This is a genomic window from Ramlibacter cellulosilyticus (assembly GCF_014297465.1).
Classification (GTDB): Bacteria; Pseudomonadota; Gammaproteobacteria; order Burkholderiales; family Burkholderiaceae_C; genus Ramlibacter; species Ramlibacter cellulosilyticus.
On the sequence record NZ_JACORT010000007.1, the window covers coordinates 146106 to 163725 of the forward strand.

General features: G+C 70.0%; 14 protein-coding genes. 7 read left to right on the forward strand and 7 right to left on the reverse strand.

Annotated features, from left to right (window positions below; all coding sequences use genetic code 11):
* Positions 1–72: 72 nt before the first annotated feature.
* From H8N03_RS16800 to H8N03_RS16810, 3 genes are read right to left on the reverse strand one after another with little or no spacing between them, the layout of a single operon-like run.
* Positions 73–1794 (reverse strand): tannase/feruloyl esterase family alpha/beta hydrolase, encoded by a 1722-nt coding sequence (locus H8N03_RS16800; RefSeq protein ID WP_187077357.1) that lies wholly within the window; start codon positions 1792–1794, stop codon positions 73–75.
* Positions 1791–2615 carry an alpha/beta fold hydrolase gene (locus H8N03_RS16805; protein ID WP_187077358.1) on the reverse strand — a complete coding sequence of 275 codons (825 nt, stop codon included), beginning with the start codon at positions 2613–2615 and terminating at the stop codon, positions 1791–1793. The genes H8N03_RS16800 and H8N03_RS16805 overlap by 4 nt, the downstream gene beginning before the upstream one ends.
* Positions 2616–2623: 8 nt before the next feature.
* Positions 2624–3601 (reverse strand): Bug family tripartite tricarboxylate transporter substrate binding protein, encoded by a 978-nt coding sequence (locus H8N03_RS16810; protein WP_187077359.1) that lies wholly within the window; start codon positions 3599–3601, stop codon positions 2624–2626.
* 117 nt (positions 3602–3718) lie between these two features.
* Here H8N03_RS16810 and H8N03_RS16815 point away from each other — a divergent pair, with 117 nt between their 5' ends.
* The 5 genes from H8N03_RS16815 (at position 3719) to H8N03_RS16840 (ending at position 8633) form a co-directional block, all read left to right on the forward strand.
* Positions 3719–4672: a LysR family transcriptional regulator gene (locus H8N03_RS16815; protein ID WP_187077360.1), complete on the forward strand. Its 954-nt coding sequence runs from the start codon at positions 3719–3721 to the stop codon at positions 4670–4672.
* The gene (locus H8N03_RS16820; RefSeq protein ID WP_187077361.1) at positions 4669–5871 is read left to right on the forward strand and encodes an MFS transporter; all 1203 of its coding nucleotides are present in this window, start codon (positions 4669–4671) and stop codon (positions 5869–5871) included. Before H8N03_RS16815 ends, H8N03_RS16820 begins: the two co-directional genes overlap by 4 nt.
* A gap of 80 nt (positions 5872–5951) precedes the next feature.
* A complete protein-coding gene (locus H8N03_RS16825; protein WP_187077362.1) occupies positions 5952–6809 on the forward strand; it encodes a hypothetical protein in 858 nt (285 codons plus the stop codon).
* Between the two features lie 95 nt (positions 6810–6904).
* Positions 6905–7735 (forward strand): N-acyl homoserine lactonase family protein, encoded by an 831-nt coding sequence (locus tag H8N03_RS16830; protein WP_187077363.1) that lies wholly within the window; start codon positions 6905–6907, stop codon positions 7733–7735.
* 445 nt (positions 7736–8180) lie between these two features.
* A complete protein-coding gene (locus H8N03_RS16840) occupies positions 8181–8633 on the forward strand; it encodes an RcnB family protein (RefSeq protein ID WP_187077364.1) in 453 nt (150 codons plus the stop codon).
* A gap of 220 nt (positions 8634–8853) precedes the next feature.
* On the opposite strand, the gene boxA is transcribed toward H8N03_RS16840, so the two are convergent.
* The 4 genes from boxA to H8N03_RS16860 form a co-directional block, all read right to left on the reverse strand.
* The gene (gene boxA, locus H8N03_RS16845; protein ID WP_187077365.1) at positions 8854–10140 is read right to left on the reverse strand and encodes a benzoyl-CoA 2,3-epoxidase subunit BoxA; all 1287 of its coding nucleotides are present in this window, start codon (positions 10138–10140) and stop codon (positions 8854–8856) included.
* A gap of 7 nt (positions 10141–10147) precedes the next feature.
* Complete coding sequence (gene boxB / locus H8N03_RS16850; RefSeq protein ID WP_187077366.1) at positions 10148–11575, reverse strand: benzoyl-CoA 2,3-epoxidase subunit BoxB; 1428 nt, start codon at positions 11573–11575, stop codon at positions 10148–10150.
* Between the two features lie 14 nt (positions 11576–11589).
* Entirely contained in the window at positions 11590–13263 is a 1674-nt protein-coding gene (gene boxC, locus H8N03_RS16855; protein WP_187077367.1) for a 2,3-epoxybenzoyl-CoA dihydrolase, read from the reverse strand.
* Positions 13264–13361: 98 nt separating this feature from the next.
* Entirely contained in the window at positions 13362–14327 is a 966-nt protein-coding gene (locus H8N03_RS16860; protein WP_187077368.1) for a helix-turn-helix transcriptional regulator, read from the reverse strand.
* A 115-nt stretch (positions 14328–14442) separates the two neighbouring features.
* On the opposite strand from H8N03_RS16860, the gene H8N03_RS16865 reads away from it, so the two are divergent.
* Both H8N03_RS16865 and H8N03_RS16870 read left to right on the forward strand, forming a co-directional pair.
* The gene (locus H8N03_RS16865; RefSeq protein ID WP_187077369.1) at positions 14443–15990 is read left to right on the forward strand and encodes a 3,4-dehydroadipyl-CoA semialdehyde dehydrogenase; all 1548 of its coding nucleotides are present in this window, start codon (positions 14443–14445) and stop codon (positions 15988–15990) included.
* A gap of 10 nt (positions 15991–16000) precedes the next feature.
* Positions 16001–17587, forward strand: coding sequence for a benzoate-CoA ligase family protein (locus tag H8N03_RS16870; RefSeq protein WP_187077370.1), 1587 nt, complete (start codon positions 16001–16003; stop codon positions 17585–17587).
* Positions 17588–17620 lie beyond the last annotated feature (33 nt).

The following is a 17620-nucleotide window of genomic DNA, read 5'->3' on the forward strand; positions in this document are numbered from 1 at the left end:
GGTCGCAGAGGAATCCTGGAAGTTCTCTGCGACCTCTGCGCTTCCTCTGCGCCCTCTGCGTTCAGAAAATCCTCAACGCTGGCAGGCGAAGCTCGCCGCCGACTCCTTGTCGCCACCCGTGTAGCGCGCAACCAGCGGGTGCGGGCACAGGGGGCGCGTGCGGTTGGCCGCCCAGTCGGACGGCACTTCGGGGTTGACACCGCCGGTGTTGCCGGCGCCGCGTGCGCTGGCGACGATGCGGTCGGGGGCCTGGCCCTTCTCGACCCAGTTCACCAGCGCCGTGAAGGCGTCGAACTGGTCGGTGGCCGGGCCGCCGCGGCTGTGGCCCATGCCGGGCACGCGGTAGAAGCGGACGAAGTCGGCGGCCGTGCCTTCGTATTGCGCATCGACCGCCTCGTACCAGGTCGTCGTGTCGTCGACGGAGAACACCGGGTCGGAGCTGCCGTGGATGACGAGCATCTTCGCGCCGCGCTGGCGCAGCGTGTCCAGGCGCGTCTCGTTCGGCGGGGTCATGAACGACCAGGAGCTCTCCGCGTACACGCCGCTGGTGGCGAAGATCTTCGGTGCGTCCGTGTCGAAGTTGAAGGTCAGCGCGTAGTTCAGCGTGTCCGACAGGATGCTGGTGCTCGCCGGCGGCGAGGAGAAGATGAAGGCCACGGCGACCGGGTCGCGTGCCGCGCCCACCGAGTTGCGGAACTTCCAGTCGGCCCAGCCGGTGGCGCGCAGGCCCGGGTCGTACGGCCAGCGCGAATACAGCTTCTCGCCGCGGCTGTTGCGCGCGCCGGTGTAGACGTTGCCCACCGCCGTCTTCTGCGCGGCGCTCAGGCAGGTGCCGTCGCGCGCGCCGGTGCAGGTGGGCACGTCGCGCTGCAGGTCGAAGGCGGTGCGGCATCCCTCGACGTCGTTGACGATGCCGTCGGCCACGCCGTCGAGCGCGTCGCACCTGGCGAGGATGGCGTTGGCGACCACCGTGCGCTCCGCCTGCGTGAAGCCGGTTTCCAGGTTGGTGTTCGTGGTCGCGACCGTCGCCCACTGCTGCGCGCCATAGAGCTGCGCCACGGCAGCCTTGGGCAGGTGGAAGCCGGGCGACAGCGCGAGGTAGCCGTCGTACTGGTCCGCGTAGCGCGTGGCGGCGACCATGGTGTGGCGACCGCCGTTGGAGGTGCCGCCGATGTAGGAGCGGTCCGGGCCCTTGCCATAGGCGGCCTTCACCAGCGCCTTGGCCATGGGCGTGAGCGTGCCCACCGCCATGTAGCCGTAGTCCAGGCGTGCCTGCGGATCCAGGCCATACAGCGGGTTCTGCGCGCTGCTGTGGCCGGCGTCGGAGCTGATCACCGCAAAGCCCATCTGCAACGCGTTCTGCAGCGGGCCGCCGCCGACGAAGCCGCCGTTGGCCTGCGACACGACACCGTCGGTGCCGCCGTTGCCCTGGTACAGGAAGCGGCCGTTCCAGTCCTTCGGCAAGCGCATCTCGAAGCCGATGGCATACGTCTGCCCGTCGACCGTGCTCACGCGCTGGTTCATCTTGCCCGTGACCAGGCAGTGCTCGCCAACCGGCTGGGTCGCATTCACCAGCGTGCCGGCCGCGACGACGGACGCCGCCGTGATGGAGGTGTTCGCGAAGCTGAAGCCGCCGCCCGAGAGCGCGGTGCAGGACGACAGCGTCGCGCCCTGCGCAGCGGTGAGCTGCGGCAGCGGCAGCTCCGTTTCGATGGTGATGCCTTTGCCGCCGCCGCCACAGGCGGACAGCAGGACCGCGGCGGCGACGACGGTCGCGCGGAAGGTGATGTTCAAGAGGTCTCCTCGGGGGTGGAAGCGGGAACGCGGCGCGCGATGAAGTCCAGCACGTGGCGGTTGAACTCCTGCGGCTTCTCGAAGTACGTGGAATGGCCGGCGGCGTCGACGACGACGACCTCGCTGCCACGCACCAGCTCCGATACTTCGCGCATCACCGCCACCGGGACGATTGGGTCTTCGCTGCCGACGAGGAACAGCGTCGGGCACGCAAGCCCGCGCAAGGCGTCGATGGGGATGCAGCGGCCCGGCGCGAGCAGGCCGGCGAGCGCCTGGCCCCACGCGGGACCGGGGATGGAATGCGCGCTCGGGTTGAAGTGGTTGATCTGCGCGTACAGCACCGCCTTGTCCGGGTGGTGTTCCAGGAACCAGCGCCCCAGCGAGCGCTGCTCGATCGCCACGGCGCGCTGCGTGAGCTGGCGCTTCTGGAGGATGTCCAGCAGCACGGGATGGTCGATGGCCAGCGAGGTGTCGCAGGCGGCGAACGCGGCGACACGCGAAGGATGGTCCAGCGCCAGCTTGAGGCCGATCATCCCGCCGAGCGACTGGCCGACGAGCGTCACGCGTTCGATGCGCTCCGCGTCCAGCACCGCGAGCACGTCGGCGACGAAATTCTCCAGCGAGAACTCCTCCACCGGCGCGACGGAGCGGCCGAAGCAGCGGATGTCCATCGTCAGGCAGGTGTGCCGCGGCGTGAACGCCGGCAGCTGCTGCCACCAGGTGGCGGCGTTCGAGCCCGCCCCGTGCAGGAACAGGACGGCCGGGCCGTCGCCGTGGCGCTCGTGATAGATGCGGCGACCGCGCGATTCCACGAAAGGCATGCGGATCCTCAGTTGGCCTTCAGGTTCAGGCTGCGCACCAGCTGGCCCCAGCGCTCGGTGTCGCTGCGCACCATCCGGGCGTACTGCTCGGGAGTGGTGCTGAGCGGAACGAGGCCTTCGAACTCCAGCTGCTTGAGCAGCGCGGCGTCGCTCATGGCCGTCTTCAGCGCGGTGTTCAATTTCTGCACGATGGGCGCCGGCGTGCCCTTGGGCGCCGAGAGGCCGATCCACGAGCTCACCGTGAGCTGCGGATACCCGAGCTCCGCGAACGTGGGCACCTGCGGCGCGTTGGCGCTGCGCTTGCCGCTGGAGACGGCCAGCACCTTCAGCTTGCCCGCCTGCACCGGCGCCAGCGCCGCGTTCGACGGGATCACGATGACGGACACGACGCCGGCCAGCACGTCCTGCAGCGCCGGGGCGCCGCCCTTGTAGGGAACGTGCGTGAGCTGCACGCCGGCGGCGCGCTGCAGCTGCTCCATCACCAGGTGGCCCGTGCTGCCCGCACCCGAGCTCGCGTAATTGATCTTGCCCGGTTCGCGCTTCGCCTGCTGCACCAGGTCCTGGAAAGTGGCGATGCCGGCGTCGCTGCGCACCACCAGCCACTGCGGACCTTCGCCGATGGCGCCCACGTGCTCGAAGTCCTTCACGATGTCGAAAGGCACGTTGTCGTAGAGGCCCTGCGCGATCGTGTTGAGCATGCCCGTCATCGTCAGCGTGTAGCCGTCGGGCGCCGCGGTCGCGCCCGCCTGCGTGCCGACGATGTTGCCGGCGCTCGGGCGGTTGTCCACCACCACCGGCTGCTTCAGCGTCTGCGACAGGTGCTGCGCCAGCGGGCGGATGGTGCGGTCGAAAGGGCCGCCGGCGGGCGCGGGCACGATGATGCGGATCGGCCGCGCGGGCCAGTCGCCCTGTGCGTGGGCGGAAAAAGCGGTGGCGGCCAGGCAGGCCAGTGCGGCGGCGGCGAGCCGGCGGGTAATGCTTCTCACGTTGTCTCCTGGTGGACGGCCGTCGTGCGGCGCGTCTCTTGCGATGGCGCATCTTGGCCGCGGGAGCCATCGGTGCCAAATTAATTTCCGGGGGCAGGTATTAGACTTGCCCATACCTTGCCCGATTCCGCCTCCGCCCTCCTGAACCGGCTCCTTGCCCGCGGCAAGTTCCGCCACGTGCAGGTGCTGCTGCACCTCGCCGAGCTGGGCAGCGTGCAACGCACCGCCGACGCGATCGGCATGACGCAGTCGTCCGTGACCCAGACCCTCGCCTACCTCGAAGACCTGCTGGAAGTGAAGCTGTTCGAGCGCCACGCGCGCGGCGTGCGTCCCACGCCTGCCTGCGCCGACCTGCTGCCCGTGGCGCGGCAGATGATGATGGGCATCGCCGACAGCGCGGAGATCGTCGCGGCGAGGCAGAAGCTCGGCGAAGGCGTGGTGCGCATGGTCGCCTCCGCCGCCGCCATCAACGGCCTGCTGGTGGACGCCCTGCCGGAGTTCAGCGCGCGCGCGCCGGGCATCCAGGTGCAGCTGCGCGAAGCGGAAGGCGAGGACCAGCTGCTCGCCATCGCGCGCGGCGAGGTGGACCTCGTCGCCTGCCGCCGTCCGCCCGTCATTCCCGAAGGCTGGGAGTTCCACGCCGTACGCGAGGACCGCTTCGCCATCATCTGCCGCGCGGAGCATCCGCTCGCGCGCACGCGCCGCGTCGTGCCCTGGGCGGAGCTCGGGCAGCAGGGCTGGCTGCTGCTGCCCACGGGCCTCGCCGCGCGGGCGCGCTTCGACCAGCTCGCGCAGCAGTTTCCCGCGCCGCCACGCACGCATTCCATCGTGACGCGCGCCCTGCCCATGGTGGTGTGGCTCCTGCGGCGCGAGAACCTGCTCGCGCTGCTGCCGCTCAACCTGGCGCGGCCGCTGATCGAATCCGGCCTGCTCGCGGAAGTGCGTACGGCGCAGCTCGGCCCGATGGAAGCGATCGGCGTCCTGCAGCCGCAGGACGGCCGCGGCGAAGCAGCCGGGCGCCTCGGCGAATTCCTGCGCGCGCGCAAGCCCACGAAAGGCGCGGCCCGATGACGACGCAACGCAACGACGCCGGCGGCTGGGCCCCGCTGGCCATCACGACCGGCATCCAGTCGATGACCGCCATGGCGCTGCTGGCGCTGCCCGCGATGGCGCCGCGCGTGGCCGAAGCCGTAGGCGTGTCGGCGGCTTACGTCGGCCTCTACGTCGCGGCGGCCTATCTCGCGTCCATCCTCGCGAGCCTCGCTTCCGGCGCGGCCGTCGGCCGCTGGGGCAGCATCCGCGTGAGCCAGGCCTGCCTGGTGCTCTGCGCCGCGGGCCTGGCGCTGTGCGCGCTGCCGTCGGTGGCGACGATCGCGGCCGGCGCGGTGCTGGTGGGCTTCGGGTACGGGCCGATCACGCCGGCGAGCTCGCACCTGCTCGCGCGCACGACGCCGCCGCACCGCATGGCCGTGGTCTTCTCGATCAAGCAGACGGGCGTGCCGCTCGGCGGCGCGCTGGCCGGCGCGATCGTGCCCAGCCTGCAGCTCGTGGCGGGCTGGCAGTTCGCGCTGCTGTTCGTCGCGGGCGCGAGCATCGCGTGCGCGCTCGTCGCACAAACGCTCCGCGCGGAATTCGACGCGGACCGCGACCCGAAGCGGCGGCTCGGCCTGGGCAACATCCTCGAGCCGGTCCGCATGGTGTTCGCGGTGCCCGCGCTGCGCATGCTGGCCGGCTGCTCCTTCGTGTTCTCGGTGGCGCAGCTGTCGCTGACCACCTACCTCGTCACCTTCCTCACCCAGGACCTCGCGTACGGGCTCGTCGCGGCGGGCGCGGTGCTGGCGATCTCGCAACTGGGTGGCGTGTTCGGCCGCGTGTGGTGGGGCTACGCCTCGGACCGCTGGTTCGGCGCGCGCCGCATGCTGGCGTCGCTCGGCACGCTGATGGCGCTCGCCGCGCTGGCGGCCGCCTTGCTCCAGCCGGCGGTGCCGCATGCGGTCGTCGTGCTGGTCCTGTTCGTGTTCGGCGCGTCGGCGATCGGCTGGAACGGCGTCTATCTTGCGGAAGTGGCACGGCAAGCGCCTGAAGGCCGCGCCGGGATGGCCACCGGCGGCACGCTCGCGATCACCTTCCTCGGCAACGTCCTCGGCCCGCCGCTGTTCGGCAGCGTCTCGGCGGGCTTCGGCAGCTACCGCGCCAGCTTCGTCGTGCTGGCTCTGCCGCTGGCGCTCTGCGCCGTGGTGCTGTGGCGGGGCGTGCTGCGAAAGTCCTGATGAGCCACGCGCCTCGGGAACTCTCCGCGTAGGACGGGTCATACAAGGCTCCTCCTTCCGTCCTACGTCCAGGAAATCCATTGCTTCGTCGCCGCGCCTCCGTGCTGGGGGCCGCCACGCTGCTGCTCGCCGGCAGCGCGATGGCCGCTTCTCCCGCTACCCCCGCTTCTTCCTTGCCTCGTGACGCCGGGCTGCGCTGGGTCTCGTCCTCCGCGGGGCAGACCCTGGACCCCGCGTCGCGCCTGCGCCTGGCCCGCTCCGCCGCGGACCGCGCCGGCCTGGCCGAAGTAGGACTGGACTTCCGCGACGTGTACGGGCTCATCCACGCGGAGACGAGCTGGGTGCCGCGCGACGGCAAGGGCAAGAACGGCGTCACCAGCGAAGGCCTCGCGCAATTCGAGCCGGCGACCGCGCGTGCCGTGGGCTTGCGCGATCCGCAGGACGCCGTGCAGGCAGTGCATGCGGCCGCGCGCCTGCTGCGCGAAGCCGCGGTGTGGAGCGCGCAGCGCATCGGTGGGCTGGGCCTGTCGGCGCAGCAGCGCGCGGCCAAGCTGCGCGAGGGCGTCTCCATCTACTACAACCTGTCGTCCCAGGCGCGCAGCGCATGGAACGGGCTGAACACGGATCGCCTGCCCGTCGAAACGCAGAGGCACATCCGCAACCTGCGCGCCGGTGCGGCGCAGGCGGACCAACTGAATGCGCGCCTGGGCGGCCCGAGCCTGCCGCCGCTGCCGCCCGAAGAGCTCACGCGCGTGGCCACCACCAGGCGCGCTGCGCCGCAACCCGCAGGAACCATCGAGTGGTCCGGCAGCGGCGGCGAAGGCCCGAACGCGGGACGGCGCAGCTACGTGGTGCTGTCCGACGGCACCGTGCGCCCGCAGAAGAACGGCGAAGTCCCGGCAGGCGCGATCCAGTGGACGAAGCGGGGCAAGGGTTGACCCTCGTCTGAGCCTCCGTTCGTCGACTGGCGGGAATACGGCGCTTGAGGCAAACTCCGCGCCCATTCGCCCGGTCGGGCTTTTCGGAGACACAGATGCGCCGGATCCTGCTTGCAGCCCTCACCGCCAGTGCCCTCGCCGCCGGGTGCGCCACGGCACCCTCGCCCGCACCGGCCCCGGCGCCGGGCGGCCCCGAAGTGACGCTCACCCGCCTGGACTGCGGCAACGGCTTCAACGATTCCCGGCGCTTCACGGACACCTTCGCGTACAGCGACCCGCGCATGCCGTTCACGTTCAGCTGCTACGTGATCCGGCATGGCGACGACTACATGGTCTGGGACACGGGCTACGCGCCCGGCACGAACGCGAACGCGCCGAAGATCTCGCTGGCGGAGCAGCTCGCGCAGATGGGCGTGCGGCCCGAGCAGGTGAAGTACGTCGGCATCAGCCACTTCCACGCGGACCACACCGGCCAGCTCGCCACGGTCCCCGGCGCGACGCTGCTGATCGGCGACCGCGAGTGGGCCGGCATCACGTCGAAGCCGCCCATGCCAGGCGCCAATGTCGCCGGCTTCACGCACTGGATCAGCGGCGGCGGCAAGGTCGAACCGCAGGCGGGGGACAAGGACGTCTTCGGCGACGGCACCGTGATGATCCTGCGCACGCCCGGCCACACGCCCGGGCACCAGGCACTGCTGGTGCGCCTGAAGGAGAAGGGCCCCGTGGTGCTGGTCGGCGACGCCGCGCACTTCCACGAGAACTACCAGAGCAACGGCGTGCCGGGCTTCAACTACGACCGCGCGCAGACCATCGCATCGCTCGAGCGCATCAAGGGCATCGAGAAGAACACGCGCGCGACGATCATCATCCAGCACGACCCGCGCGATATCGGGAAGCTGCCGGCCTTCCCTGCGGCTGCGCGGTAGGCGAGCGCGCCAGCAGCGACTGCAGCAGCGCGAACCCGAGCGGCCATTGCCCATGGCCGGAGTCCACGTTTGCCAGTGGCCGGGCCCGGAGTTGCGCCAGCCTGGCACGATGAGCGGGACCGCCGCGGGCACGTCGTGCGGGGCCAGGGTCCAGCCCCGTCGGCATCGAGGGCGCCGTGGCGGGCGGTGGCGAGTCGGTCCATGCGGCCGATTCTGCGGAGCCCCGCGGCGAATCCCAACGAATCGTTCGTGCCTAGCTTATGGGGCAGAAGCTCACGACGTTTCGATCTGAGGCGCGTGCCGTGCGCGCGTTCCGACGCGCCGCGTAGGACCGCGCCGCGAACGCCGCCGCGCGAAACAGTGTCTTGCATCTCCGTACCGTCCGTTTGCCTGCGCTTCGCGTTGCGCCGCGAGCATGGAGCTTCGAACAAGGAGTACACAAGACATGAAGTTCAAGACCATCGCCTCCAGCATCGTCATCGCGTCGCTCGGCCTCGGCTCGGTTTCCTTCGCGCAGCCGGCGCGCCACGAAGCCCAGCGCGATGCCCGCGAAGCGCGCCAGGACATCCGCGAAGCCCAGCGCGACCTGCGCCAGGCCGACACGCGCCGCGAAACGCGCGAGGCACGGCAGGACCTGCGCGAGGCGCAGCGTGACCTGCGCAACGCGCAGCAGGACCGCCGCGAAGCGCGCCGCTACTACAACGCGCGCAGCCCCGAGTTCCGCCGCGGCCACCGCCTGCCGCCGGAGCTGCGCCAGAACCAGTACGTCGTGTCCAACTGGCGCGGCCACCACCTCTCCGCGCCGCCCCGTGGGTACCACTGGGTGCAGGTGGGGCCGGACTACGTGCTCGCCGCGATCGCGACGGGGGTGATCACGAACCTGATTCTCGGGTCGTGAGGGGAAGGGTCGCAAAAGCAGAAGCGGGGGCCGTCGGCCCCCGTTTTCTTTGCGTCGCGTGGAACTTCACGGTGGGGTTCGCTGGCGCTCACCTTCCGACGCTGGCGCGTCGCCACCCTACGAACCGGAGGGACGCGTGACCGACGCGTGACCACCGCGGCTGTAGGGTGGCGCGGCGAAGCCGCGGAAGGTGAGCGCAGAGAACCCCACCGATGGGGCCTCAATACGTCTCCAGGTGCAAACGCCCATCCCGCTTGAGCGCGGCCCCCACGGCTTCCCAATCCAGTCCCGCCTGCTGCGCCACGTCGCGCAACGCCAGCACCACGCCCTCTTCCATCGCCTTCAACCCGCACACGTAGAAATACGCGTTCGGGTCCCCCAGCAGCACGGCGAGGTCCGCGGCGCGGTCGCGCATCAGGTCCTGCACGTAGCGCTTCGGCTGCCCGGGCACGCGGCTGAAGGCGAGGTTCAGGTCGATGAAGTCTTTCGGCAGCTGCTGCAGCGGCCCGAAGTAGGGCAGTTCCTCGCGGGTGCGCGCGCCGAAGAAGAGCATCAGCTTGCCGCCCTCGAACTTGCCGCTCTTGCGCAGGCGGCGGCGCCATTCGGTCATCGCGCGCATCGGCGCGCTGCCCGTGCCGGTGCAGATCATCACGATGTGGCTCTTCGGGTGGTTCGGCATGAGGAAGCTCGCGCCGAAAGGCCCGATCACCTCCACCTTGTCGCCCACCTTCAGGTCGCACATGTAGTTGCTCGCCACCCCGCGCACCGGGCGGCCCTGGTGGTCCTCCAGCACGCGCTTGATGGTGAGCGAGACGTTGTTGTAGCCGGGACGCTCGCCGTTGCGCGCGCTGGCGATGCTGTACTGGCGCGGGAAATGCGGCTTGCCGCGTTCGTCGACGCCGGGCGGCACGACCGCGATGCTCTGGCCTTCCAGCACCGGGAACGGCGTGGTGCCGAAGTCCAGCACGATGTGGTGCGTGTCGTAGTCCGTGCCGACCTCGGTCACGCGCACGTTGCCCGTCACGGTCGCCACCAGCGTCTTCACCGCGGCCTTCGGGCCGTACAGGTTGGTGTACGCGTGGGCAGCCGACCAGGGCGGAACGACCGCGCCGTAGTCCGCGCTGCGGAACGTCGCGTCGCCCGGCTCGATGCCGATCGGCGCGGAAGCCGCTTCCGCCTGCGGCGGCAGCACCGCGGCCTCCACGCCGCCCGCGGCCTCCGCGAGTTCCGCTTCGCCGAGCGGCTCGGGCAGCGACTCCCACCCGAACTGCTCGTCGACGGAATACGCCTTCGCCTTCGGTACGGTGCGCCAGTTGTCGATGCTGCCCGTGGGACACGGCGGCACGCACGCCATGCACAGGTTGCACTTCGCGGCGTCCACGACGTAGTTGTTGCTGTCGTGCGTGATCGCGCCCACCGGACACACCGATTCGCAGGTGTTGCAGCGGATGCAGATCTCGGGGTCGATCAGGTGCTGCTTGAGGAAGACGACATCCGACGCGTCCATGCGAACCTCAGGCGAACCGCACGTACTCGAAGTTCACCGGCTGGCGGTTGATGCCCATGACCGGCGGCGCGATCCAGTTGGCGAACTTGCCCGGCTCCACCACGCGGCCCATGAGGCTCGCGACGAAGGCGCGGTCCTGCGCCGTCGGCAGCCATTCGCCGACCTTGGCGTTCCACTCGGCCTCGCTCACCACCCGGCCTTCCGGCGACACCTTCACGCCCGCGAGCGCGCCGATGTTGCGGTGGAAGGCCTTGTGCGGCACGGTCAGCCTGAAGGGGATGCCCGCCTTCTCGATCACCTTGTTCCAGCGCCCGACGCCGGCCACGCTGTCCTTGATGTAGTCGTCGCGCAGCACTTCGTTCAGCGCGTTGAGCATCGGGACTTCCTTCTCGGTGAGCTGGCCGTTCGAGGCCTGCAGCACGCGGTAGGTCTGGCCGCGCAGCTGGTGGTCGTCCGTGCGCTTGCCCTCCTCGAACCGGCCCTTGAGCCCCGAGGTGTAGAAGGTCGCCGCGTTGCTCGATTCGTCCGCGCCGAACAGGTCCACGGTCACGCTGAAGTGGAAGTTCAGGTAGCGCTGGATGGTCGGCAGGTCGATCACGCCGGCTTCGCGCAGCTTCTTCGGATCGTCCGTCTTCAGCTCGTTCATCGCCTGGCAGGTGCGCTGGATGACGCGGCTCACGCCCGACTCGCCCACGAACATGTGGTGCGCTTCCTCGGTCAGCATGAAGCGCGTCGTGCGCGCCAGCGGGTCGAACGCGGACTCGGCCAGCGCCGACAGCTGGAACTTGCCGTCGCGGTCGGTGAAGTACGTGAACATGAAGAAGGACAGCCAGTCCGGCGTCTTCTCGTTGAAGGCCTGCAGGATGCGCGGGTTGTCCTCGTTGCCGCTGCGCCGCTCCAGCAGGGCCTCGCCCTCCTCGCGGCCGTCCTTGCCGAAGTACTTGTGCAGCAGGTACACCATCGCCCAGAGGTGGCGGCCTTCCTCCACGTTCACCTGGAACAGGTTGCGCAGGTCGTACTGGCTCGGGCAGGTCAGGCCCAGGTGGCGCTGCTGCTCCACCGACGCGGGCTCGGTATCCCCTTGCGTGACGATGATGCGTCGCAGGTTGGCGCGGTACTCGCCGGGCACGTCCTGCCAGGCAGCCTCGCCCTGGTGCTCGCCGAAGTGGATCTTGCGGTTGGCGTCGCCGGGGTTGAGGAAGATGCCCCAGCGGTACTCCGGCATCTTCACGTAGCCGAACTGCGCCCAGCCTTCGGGGTCGACGCTCACCGCCGTGCGCAGGTACACGTCGAAGTTCTGGCTGCCCTCGGGGCCCATGTCGTTCCACCAGCTCAGGTAGTTGGGCTGCCACTGCTCGAGGGCACGCTGCAGCGTCCGGTCCTCGCTCAGGTTGACGTTGTTGGGGATCTTCTCGCTGTAGTTGATCGTGCTCATGTCGTCTCCTCGGGTCAGACGCGGTTGAAGTCGAAGTGGGCGCGCTCGCCCTTGCCGTACACCTTGAGCGCACCCTTTTCGCCGACGGCGTTGGGGCGCTGGAAGATCCAGTTCTGCCAGGCGGTGAGCCGGCCGAAGATGCGGGTGAACATGTTCTCGGGGCCGTTGAAGCGCAGGTTGGCTTCCAGGCCGGTCAGCGCGTCGGGGCTCATGGAGACGCGCTCCTCGATGGCGAGGCGGGTCTCGTCGGGCCAGTCGATGTCGTCGGGGTTGCTGGTGACGAGGCCGAGGGCGAACGCGGCATCCGCGTCGAGCGGCTGGCCGGCCTTCGCGCGCACGGCTTCCAGCGCCGGCGCCTCGTCATAGAAGCGGCGCTGCAGGCGGCTCTGGCCGGTGGCCATCGGATACAGGCCGAAGTTGGTCTCGCCCACTTCGATCGCCGGCGCGGCGGCGGGGTCGGAAGGCAGCGCCAGCTGGTAGCTGCGGTCGCAGGCCAGCGCGAGCTCGAGGAAGCTGCCCGCGAAGCAGGAGCCCGGCTCGATCAGCGCGAACAGGCTGCGGCTGGAGACGTCGAGGCGGCTGAACGTGCGGCGCAGCAGGCCGATGGTCTCGCGCACGAACCAGTGGTCCTTGTGGGCGAGCAGGGCGGCATCCATGGAGCGCACGTTCGAGGCAGTGCCTTCAGTCTTGACCAGCCAGGTCCCGATGTCCAGCTCGTTCGTGCGCATGGAGAGGATCGCGTCCTCCAGCTCGCGCGCGACGACCAGCGGGTACCACGCGGCGCCCTTCGCTTCGATGGCGGCGATGTCGCTTTCGACGGGCGCGGCGGGCGCCTTGACCGTGAAGGTGGCGACGCGGCGGGTGCGGTCGATCTCGACCGTGACGTGTGAATAGCGCAGCGCGTCGGCTTCGATCGTGCGCTGCAGCGGCACCAGCGTCACGCCCTTGCCGTTCGCGGGACGGTCGCTCTTCGCCGCGAGTTCCAGCGCGCGCTCCTGCACGCGGGCGGCGAACTGCGCGGGCTTGACCGCTTCGTCGACCAGCCGCCAGTCCACGGCTTTCTGGCCGCGCACCCCTTCCGCGGTGGTGCAGAAGATGTCGGCGAGGTCGTGGCGCACGTGGCGCTTGTCGGTCACGCGCGTCAGGCCGCCCGTGCCCGGCAGCACGCCGAGCAGCGGCACTTCCGGCAGGCTCACCGCGCTGTTGCGGTCATCGATGAGGATGATCTCGTCGCAGGCCAGCGCCAGCTCGTAGCCGCCACCGGCGCAGGCGCCGTTGACCGCGGCCAGGAACTTGAGGCCGCTGTTCTGCGACGAATCCTCCAGCCCGTTGCGCGTCTCGTTGGTGAACTTGCAGAAGTTCACCTTCCACGCGTGGCTCGACACGCCCAGCATGAAGATGTTCGCGCCGGAGCAGAACACCTTCTCCTTCGCGCTCGTCACGATGACCGTGCGGACCTCAGGATGCTCGAAGCGGATGCGGTTGATCGCGTCGTTCAGCTCGATGTCGACGCCGAGGTCGTAGCTGTTCAGCTTGAGCTTGTAGCCGGGGCGCAGGCCGGCGTTCTCGTCGAAGTCCGCGACCAGCCGCGCGAGCGCGCCGTCGAAGCTCAGTTTCCAGTGGCGGTACTGGCTGGGATGCGTCTGGTAGTCGACCGGCGCGGGAGTGGGCTGGGCAGATGCGGTCAAGGAAGTCTCCGGAGGCTGATGCACTAAACTGCGTTAGCGCGTTGGACGGTACACGCATCATAGTGCATGCAGCCGGGAGAATTCAAGCACTTTTGTTCCTAGGGTTTTCCCTCGATCTGCAGCGCGTTGCGGACCATGGCCCGCAGCGCCAGGAAGGTCTCGTCCAGCGGCCTGGCGCTGGTGTCCAGGTGCATCTCGGCCTTCGCGTAGAAGGGCGTGCGGTGCGCGAGGATGCCTTTCAGGTCCTCCATGGCCTCCCTGTTGCCGGCCATGGGGCGCAGGTCGCCCTGGGCGGCGACGCGGCCCATGTGGTCTTCCGGATGCGCCTTCAGCCAGACGGTCGTGAAGTGCGAGAGCACCAGGTTGTAGGTGGCGGGTTCGGCGACCAGCCCGCCGGGGATGGCCACCACCGCCTCCGGATAGATCTGCAGCGTCTCTTCGACGGCCCGCAGCTCGTAGCGGCGATAGGCGTTCTGGCCGTACAGCGCCTGGATCTCGTTGATGGTGCAGCCGGCGAACTTCTCGATCTCGCGGCTCAGCTCGAGGAAGGGGAAGCCGAGATCGTCGGCGAGCATGCTCCCCAGCGTGGACTTGCCCGCCCCGCGCAGGCCGATCAGCGCGATCCGCGGCGGACGAGGCCCGCCGCCGGCACCTGCCGGGCCACCGACGATGGGCAGGATCGCCTCCCTCACGCGCCGCAGCGTCGCATCGTCCTGGTTCGCGAGCAGTTCGCGGATCAAGGCCCCTTCGATGGAGCGCTCTTCGTCCTGCAGGAAGTCCGCGGGACTGCATTTCAGGGCCGACGCCACCTGCAGGAGGATCAGGACGGAGGCGTTGCCCACGCCCAGCTCCAGGTTGCCGAGATGGCGCTCCGACACGCCCGCGGCCGCCGCGAGTTCCTTGCGCGTCATGCCCCGCCCGTTGCGGCGCGTGCGCACCCGCTCCCCCAGCCGCACGAGGAAAGGATGCTTTCCGTTGCCGTCGGGGCCGTCGGCGGGCTCGGAAACGTCGCGCATCCGGTCGCCGAGGGTTAACCCCGATTCATGCATTATTTTGCTTGACATGGATTTTGGGCTGCTTCTACATTCCGCATGCACGATATTGCATCCAGGCGGTAAACGCAATCTTGATCCGCCGCAACAGCCGCCGCTTCCCCTCTCCCGCTGACCGGAACCCTCCATGAGCGAACTCCTCCTGAACCATCTCGCCGGCCGTCCGCAGGCCGGCACGGGCGCCGGCACGGCGCTGTTCGACCCGGTGCTCGGCACCGAACTCGCCCGCGTGGACGCCGGCGGCCTGGACCTCGCGGGCGGCTTCGCCTTCGCGCGCGCGGAAGGCGGCCGCGCCCTGCGCGCCCTCACGTATGCGCAGCGCGGCGCCTTGCTGGCCGCGGTCGTGAAAGTGCTGCAGGCCAACCGCGATCGCTACGACGAGATCTCCACCGCCAACAGCGGCACGGTGAAGAACGACACGGCCATCGACGTCGACGGCGGCATCTACACCCTGGGCACCTACGCGAAGATGGGCGAGACCCTCGGCGACCGGCGCCACCTCCTCGACGGCGAAGCGGCGCGTCTCGGCAAGGATCCCGCCTTCCAGTCGCAGCACGTGCTGGTGCCCGCGCGCGGCGTGGCCCTGTTCATCAACGCCTTCAATTTCCCGGGCTGGGGGCTGTGGGAGAAGGCCGGTCCTGCCCTGCTCTCGGGCGTGCCCGTGATCGTGAAGCCGGCCACCGCGACGGCCTGGCTCACGCAGCAGATGGTGCAGGACGTGAATGCGGCCGGCATCCTGCCGCCCGGCGCGCTGTCGGTGGTGTGCGGCTCTTCGGCCGGCCTGCTCGACCAGTTGCAGCCCTTCGACGTCGTGTCGTTCACGGGATCCGCCGAGACTGCCGCCATCATCCGCTCGCATCCGGCGATCGCGCGCGGCTCGGTCCGCGTGAACATCGAGGCGGACAGCATCAACAGCGCGCTGCTCCTGCGCGGCGAAGCGGCGGGCAGCGAGGCCTTCGACCTGCTCGCGAAGGAAGTCGCGCGCGAGATGACGCAGAAGTCCGGCCAGAAGTGCACGGCGATCCGGCGCGTCTTCGTGCCGGAGGCGCTGTACGCGCAAGCCGCCGAGGCGATCGCCGCACGCCTGGCGAAGACCACGGTCGGCAATCCGCGCAACGACTCCGTGCGCATGGGCGCGCTGGTGAGCCGCGCGCAGCTGAGCGCGGTGCGCGCCGGCCTCGAGGAACTGAAGCAGCACGCCGAGGTGCTGCACGACGGCGCCTCGCACGCCCTCGTGGACGCGGACCCCGCGGTCGCGTGCTGCGTCGGCCCGACGCTGCTCGGTGCGCGCAACCCCGACGCGAGCCCGCAGGTGCACGACCTGGAAGTGTTCGGCCCCGTCGCCACGCTCATGCCTTACCGCGACCTCGCGCACGGCCTCGCGCTCGTGCGCCGCGGCCAGGGCTCGCTCGTCGCCTCCCTGTACGGCAGCGACGCCGGCAGCCTGGGCGCCACCGCGCTCGAACTCGCCGACAGCCACGGACGCGTGCACGTCGTGTCGCCGGACGTCGCCGTCCTCCACACCGGCCACGGCAACGTGATGCCGCAATCGCTGCATGGCGGCCCGGGTCGCGCCGGCGGCGGCGAAGAGCTCGGCGGCGTGCGCGCCCTGAACTTCTACCACCGGCGCGCCGCCGTGCAGGCCGCCACCCCTGTCCTGTCGCAGCTGAACTGAAGGAACCCCGATGCCGCCCACCACCGTCCCGCCGCCGCCCGAGGCCTTCAACTTCGCGCAGCACCTGCTGGCCGCCAACGCATCGCGCCACGCGAAGGCCGCCTTCGTCGACGACCTCGGCACCCTCACCTACGGCGCCCTCGACGAGCGCGTGCGCCGTCTCGCGGCCGGCCTGCGCGCGCTGGGGCTGCGGCGTGAAGAGCGCGTGCTGCTCGTCATGCAGGACTGCAACGACTGGCCGGTAGCCTTCCTCGGCGCGATGTATGCCGGCGCCGTGCCCGTCGCCGTGAACACGCTGCTCACGGCCGACGACTACGCGTACATGCTCGAACACTCCCGCGCGCAGGCCGTGCTGGTGTCGGGCGCGCTGCTGCCCGCGATCACGGCGGCGATGACCCGCAGCGACCACGAGGTGGCAAAGGTGATCGTGTCGCGCCCGGTGGCGCCTCTGCATCCGGCGGAGGTGGAGTTCGAGTCCTTCCTGCAGGCCGCGACGCCGCTGGCGCGCCCCGCGCGCACCGGGGCCGACGATCCCGCGTTCTGGCTCTATTCCTCCGGCTCCACGGGCCGTCCCAAGGGCACCGTGCATTCGCACGCCAATCCCTACTGGACCTGCGAGCTGTACGGCAAGGGCGTCCTGCAGCTGCGCAGCGACGACGTGTGCTTCTCGGCCGCGAAGCTGTTCTTCGCCTACGGCCTGGGCAACGCGCTCACCTTCCCGCTCGCGGCCGGCGCCACGACGCTGCTGATGGCCGAGCGCCCGACGCCGGACGCGACCTTCCACCGCCTCACCGGCGGCGTGGGCGGCGCGAAGCCCACCGTGTTCTACGGCGCGCCCACCGGCTTCGCCGGCATGCTCGCATCGCCGAACCTGCCCGCGCGCGCGCAGATGGCCTTGCGGCTCGTGTCCTCGGCCGGCGAGGCGCTGCCCGCGGATCTCGGCGAACGCTTCAAGGCGCACTTCGGCGTCGACATCGTCGACGGCATCGGCTCCACCGAGATGCTGCACATCTTCCTGTCCAACCGGCCGGACCGCGTGCGCTACGGAACCACCGGGTGGCCGGTGCCCGGCTACGAGATCGAATTGCGCGGCGAGGACGGCGGGCCGGTGCCGGACGGGGAGCCCGGCGACCTCTACATCCAGGGTCCGAGCGCGGCGATGCTCTACTGGGGCAACCGGCAGAAGACGCGCGAGACCTTCCAGGGCGGCTGGACGAAGAGCGGCGACAAGTACGTGCGCAACGAGGACGGCACGTACACCTATGCCGGCCGCAGCGACGACATGCTCAAGGTGAGCGGCATCTACGTGAGCCCCTTCGAGGTGGAGGCCACGCTGGTGCAGCACCCGTCGGTGCTGGAAGCGGCCGTGATCGGCAAGGAAGACGAGGAGGGCCTGACCAAGACCAAGGCCTTCGTCGTGCTGAAGCCGGGCTCCGCGGCGAGCGAGGCCGAACTGAAGGCGTTCGTGAAGGACAGGCTGGCGCCCTACAAGTACCCGCGCTTCATCGAGTTCGTGGCCGACCTGCCGAAGACCGCCACGGGCAAGATCCAGCGTTTCCGGCTGCGCGAACGCGAGCGGCCGGCAGCGGCGCATTGAGCTTCGCTGCACACTTCACACGATGTAACGCGT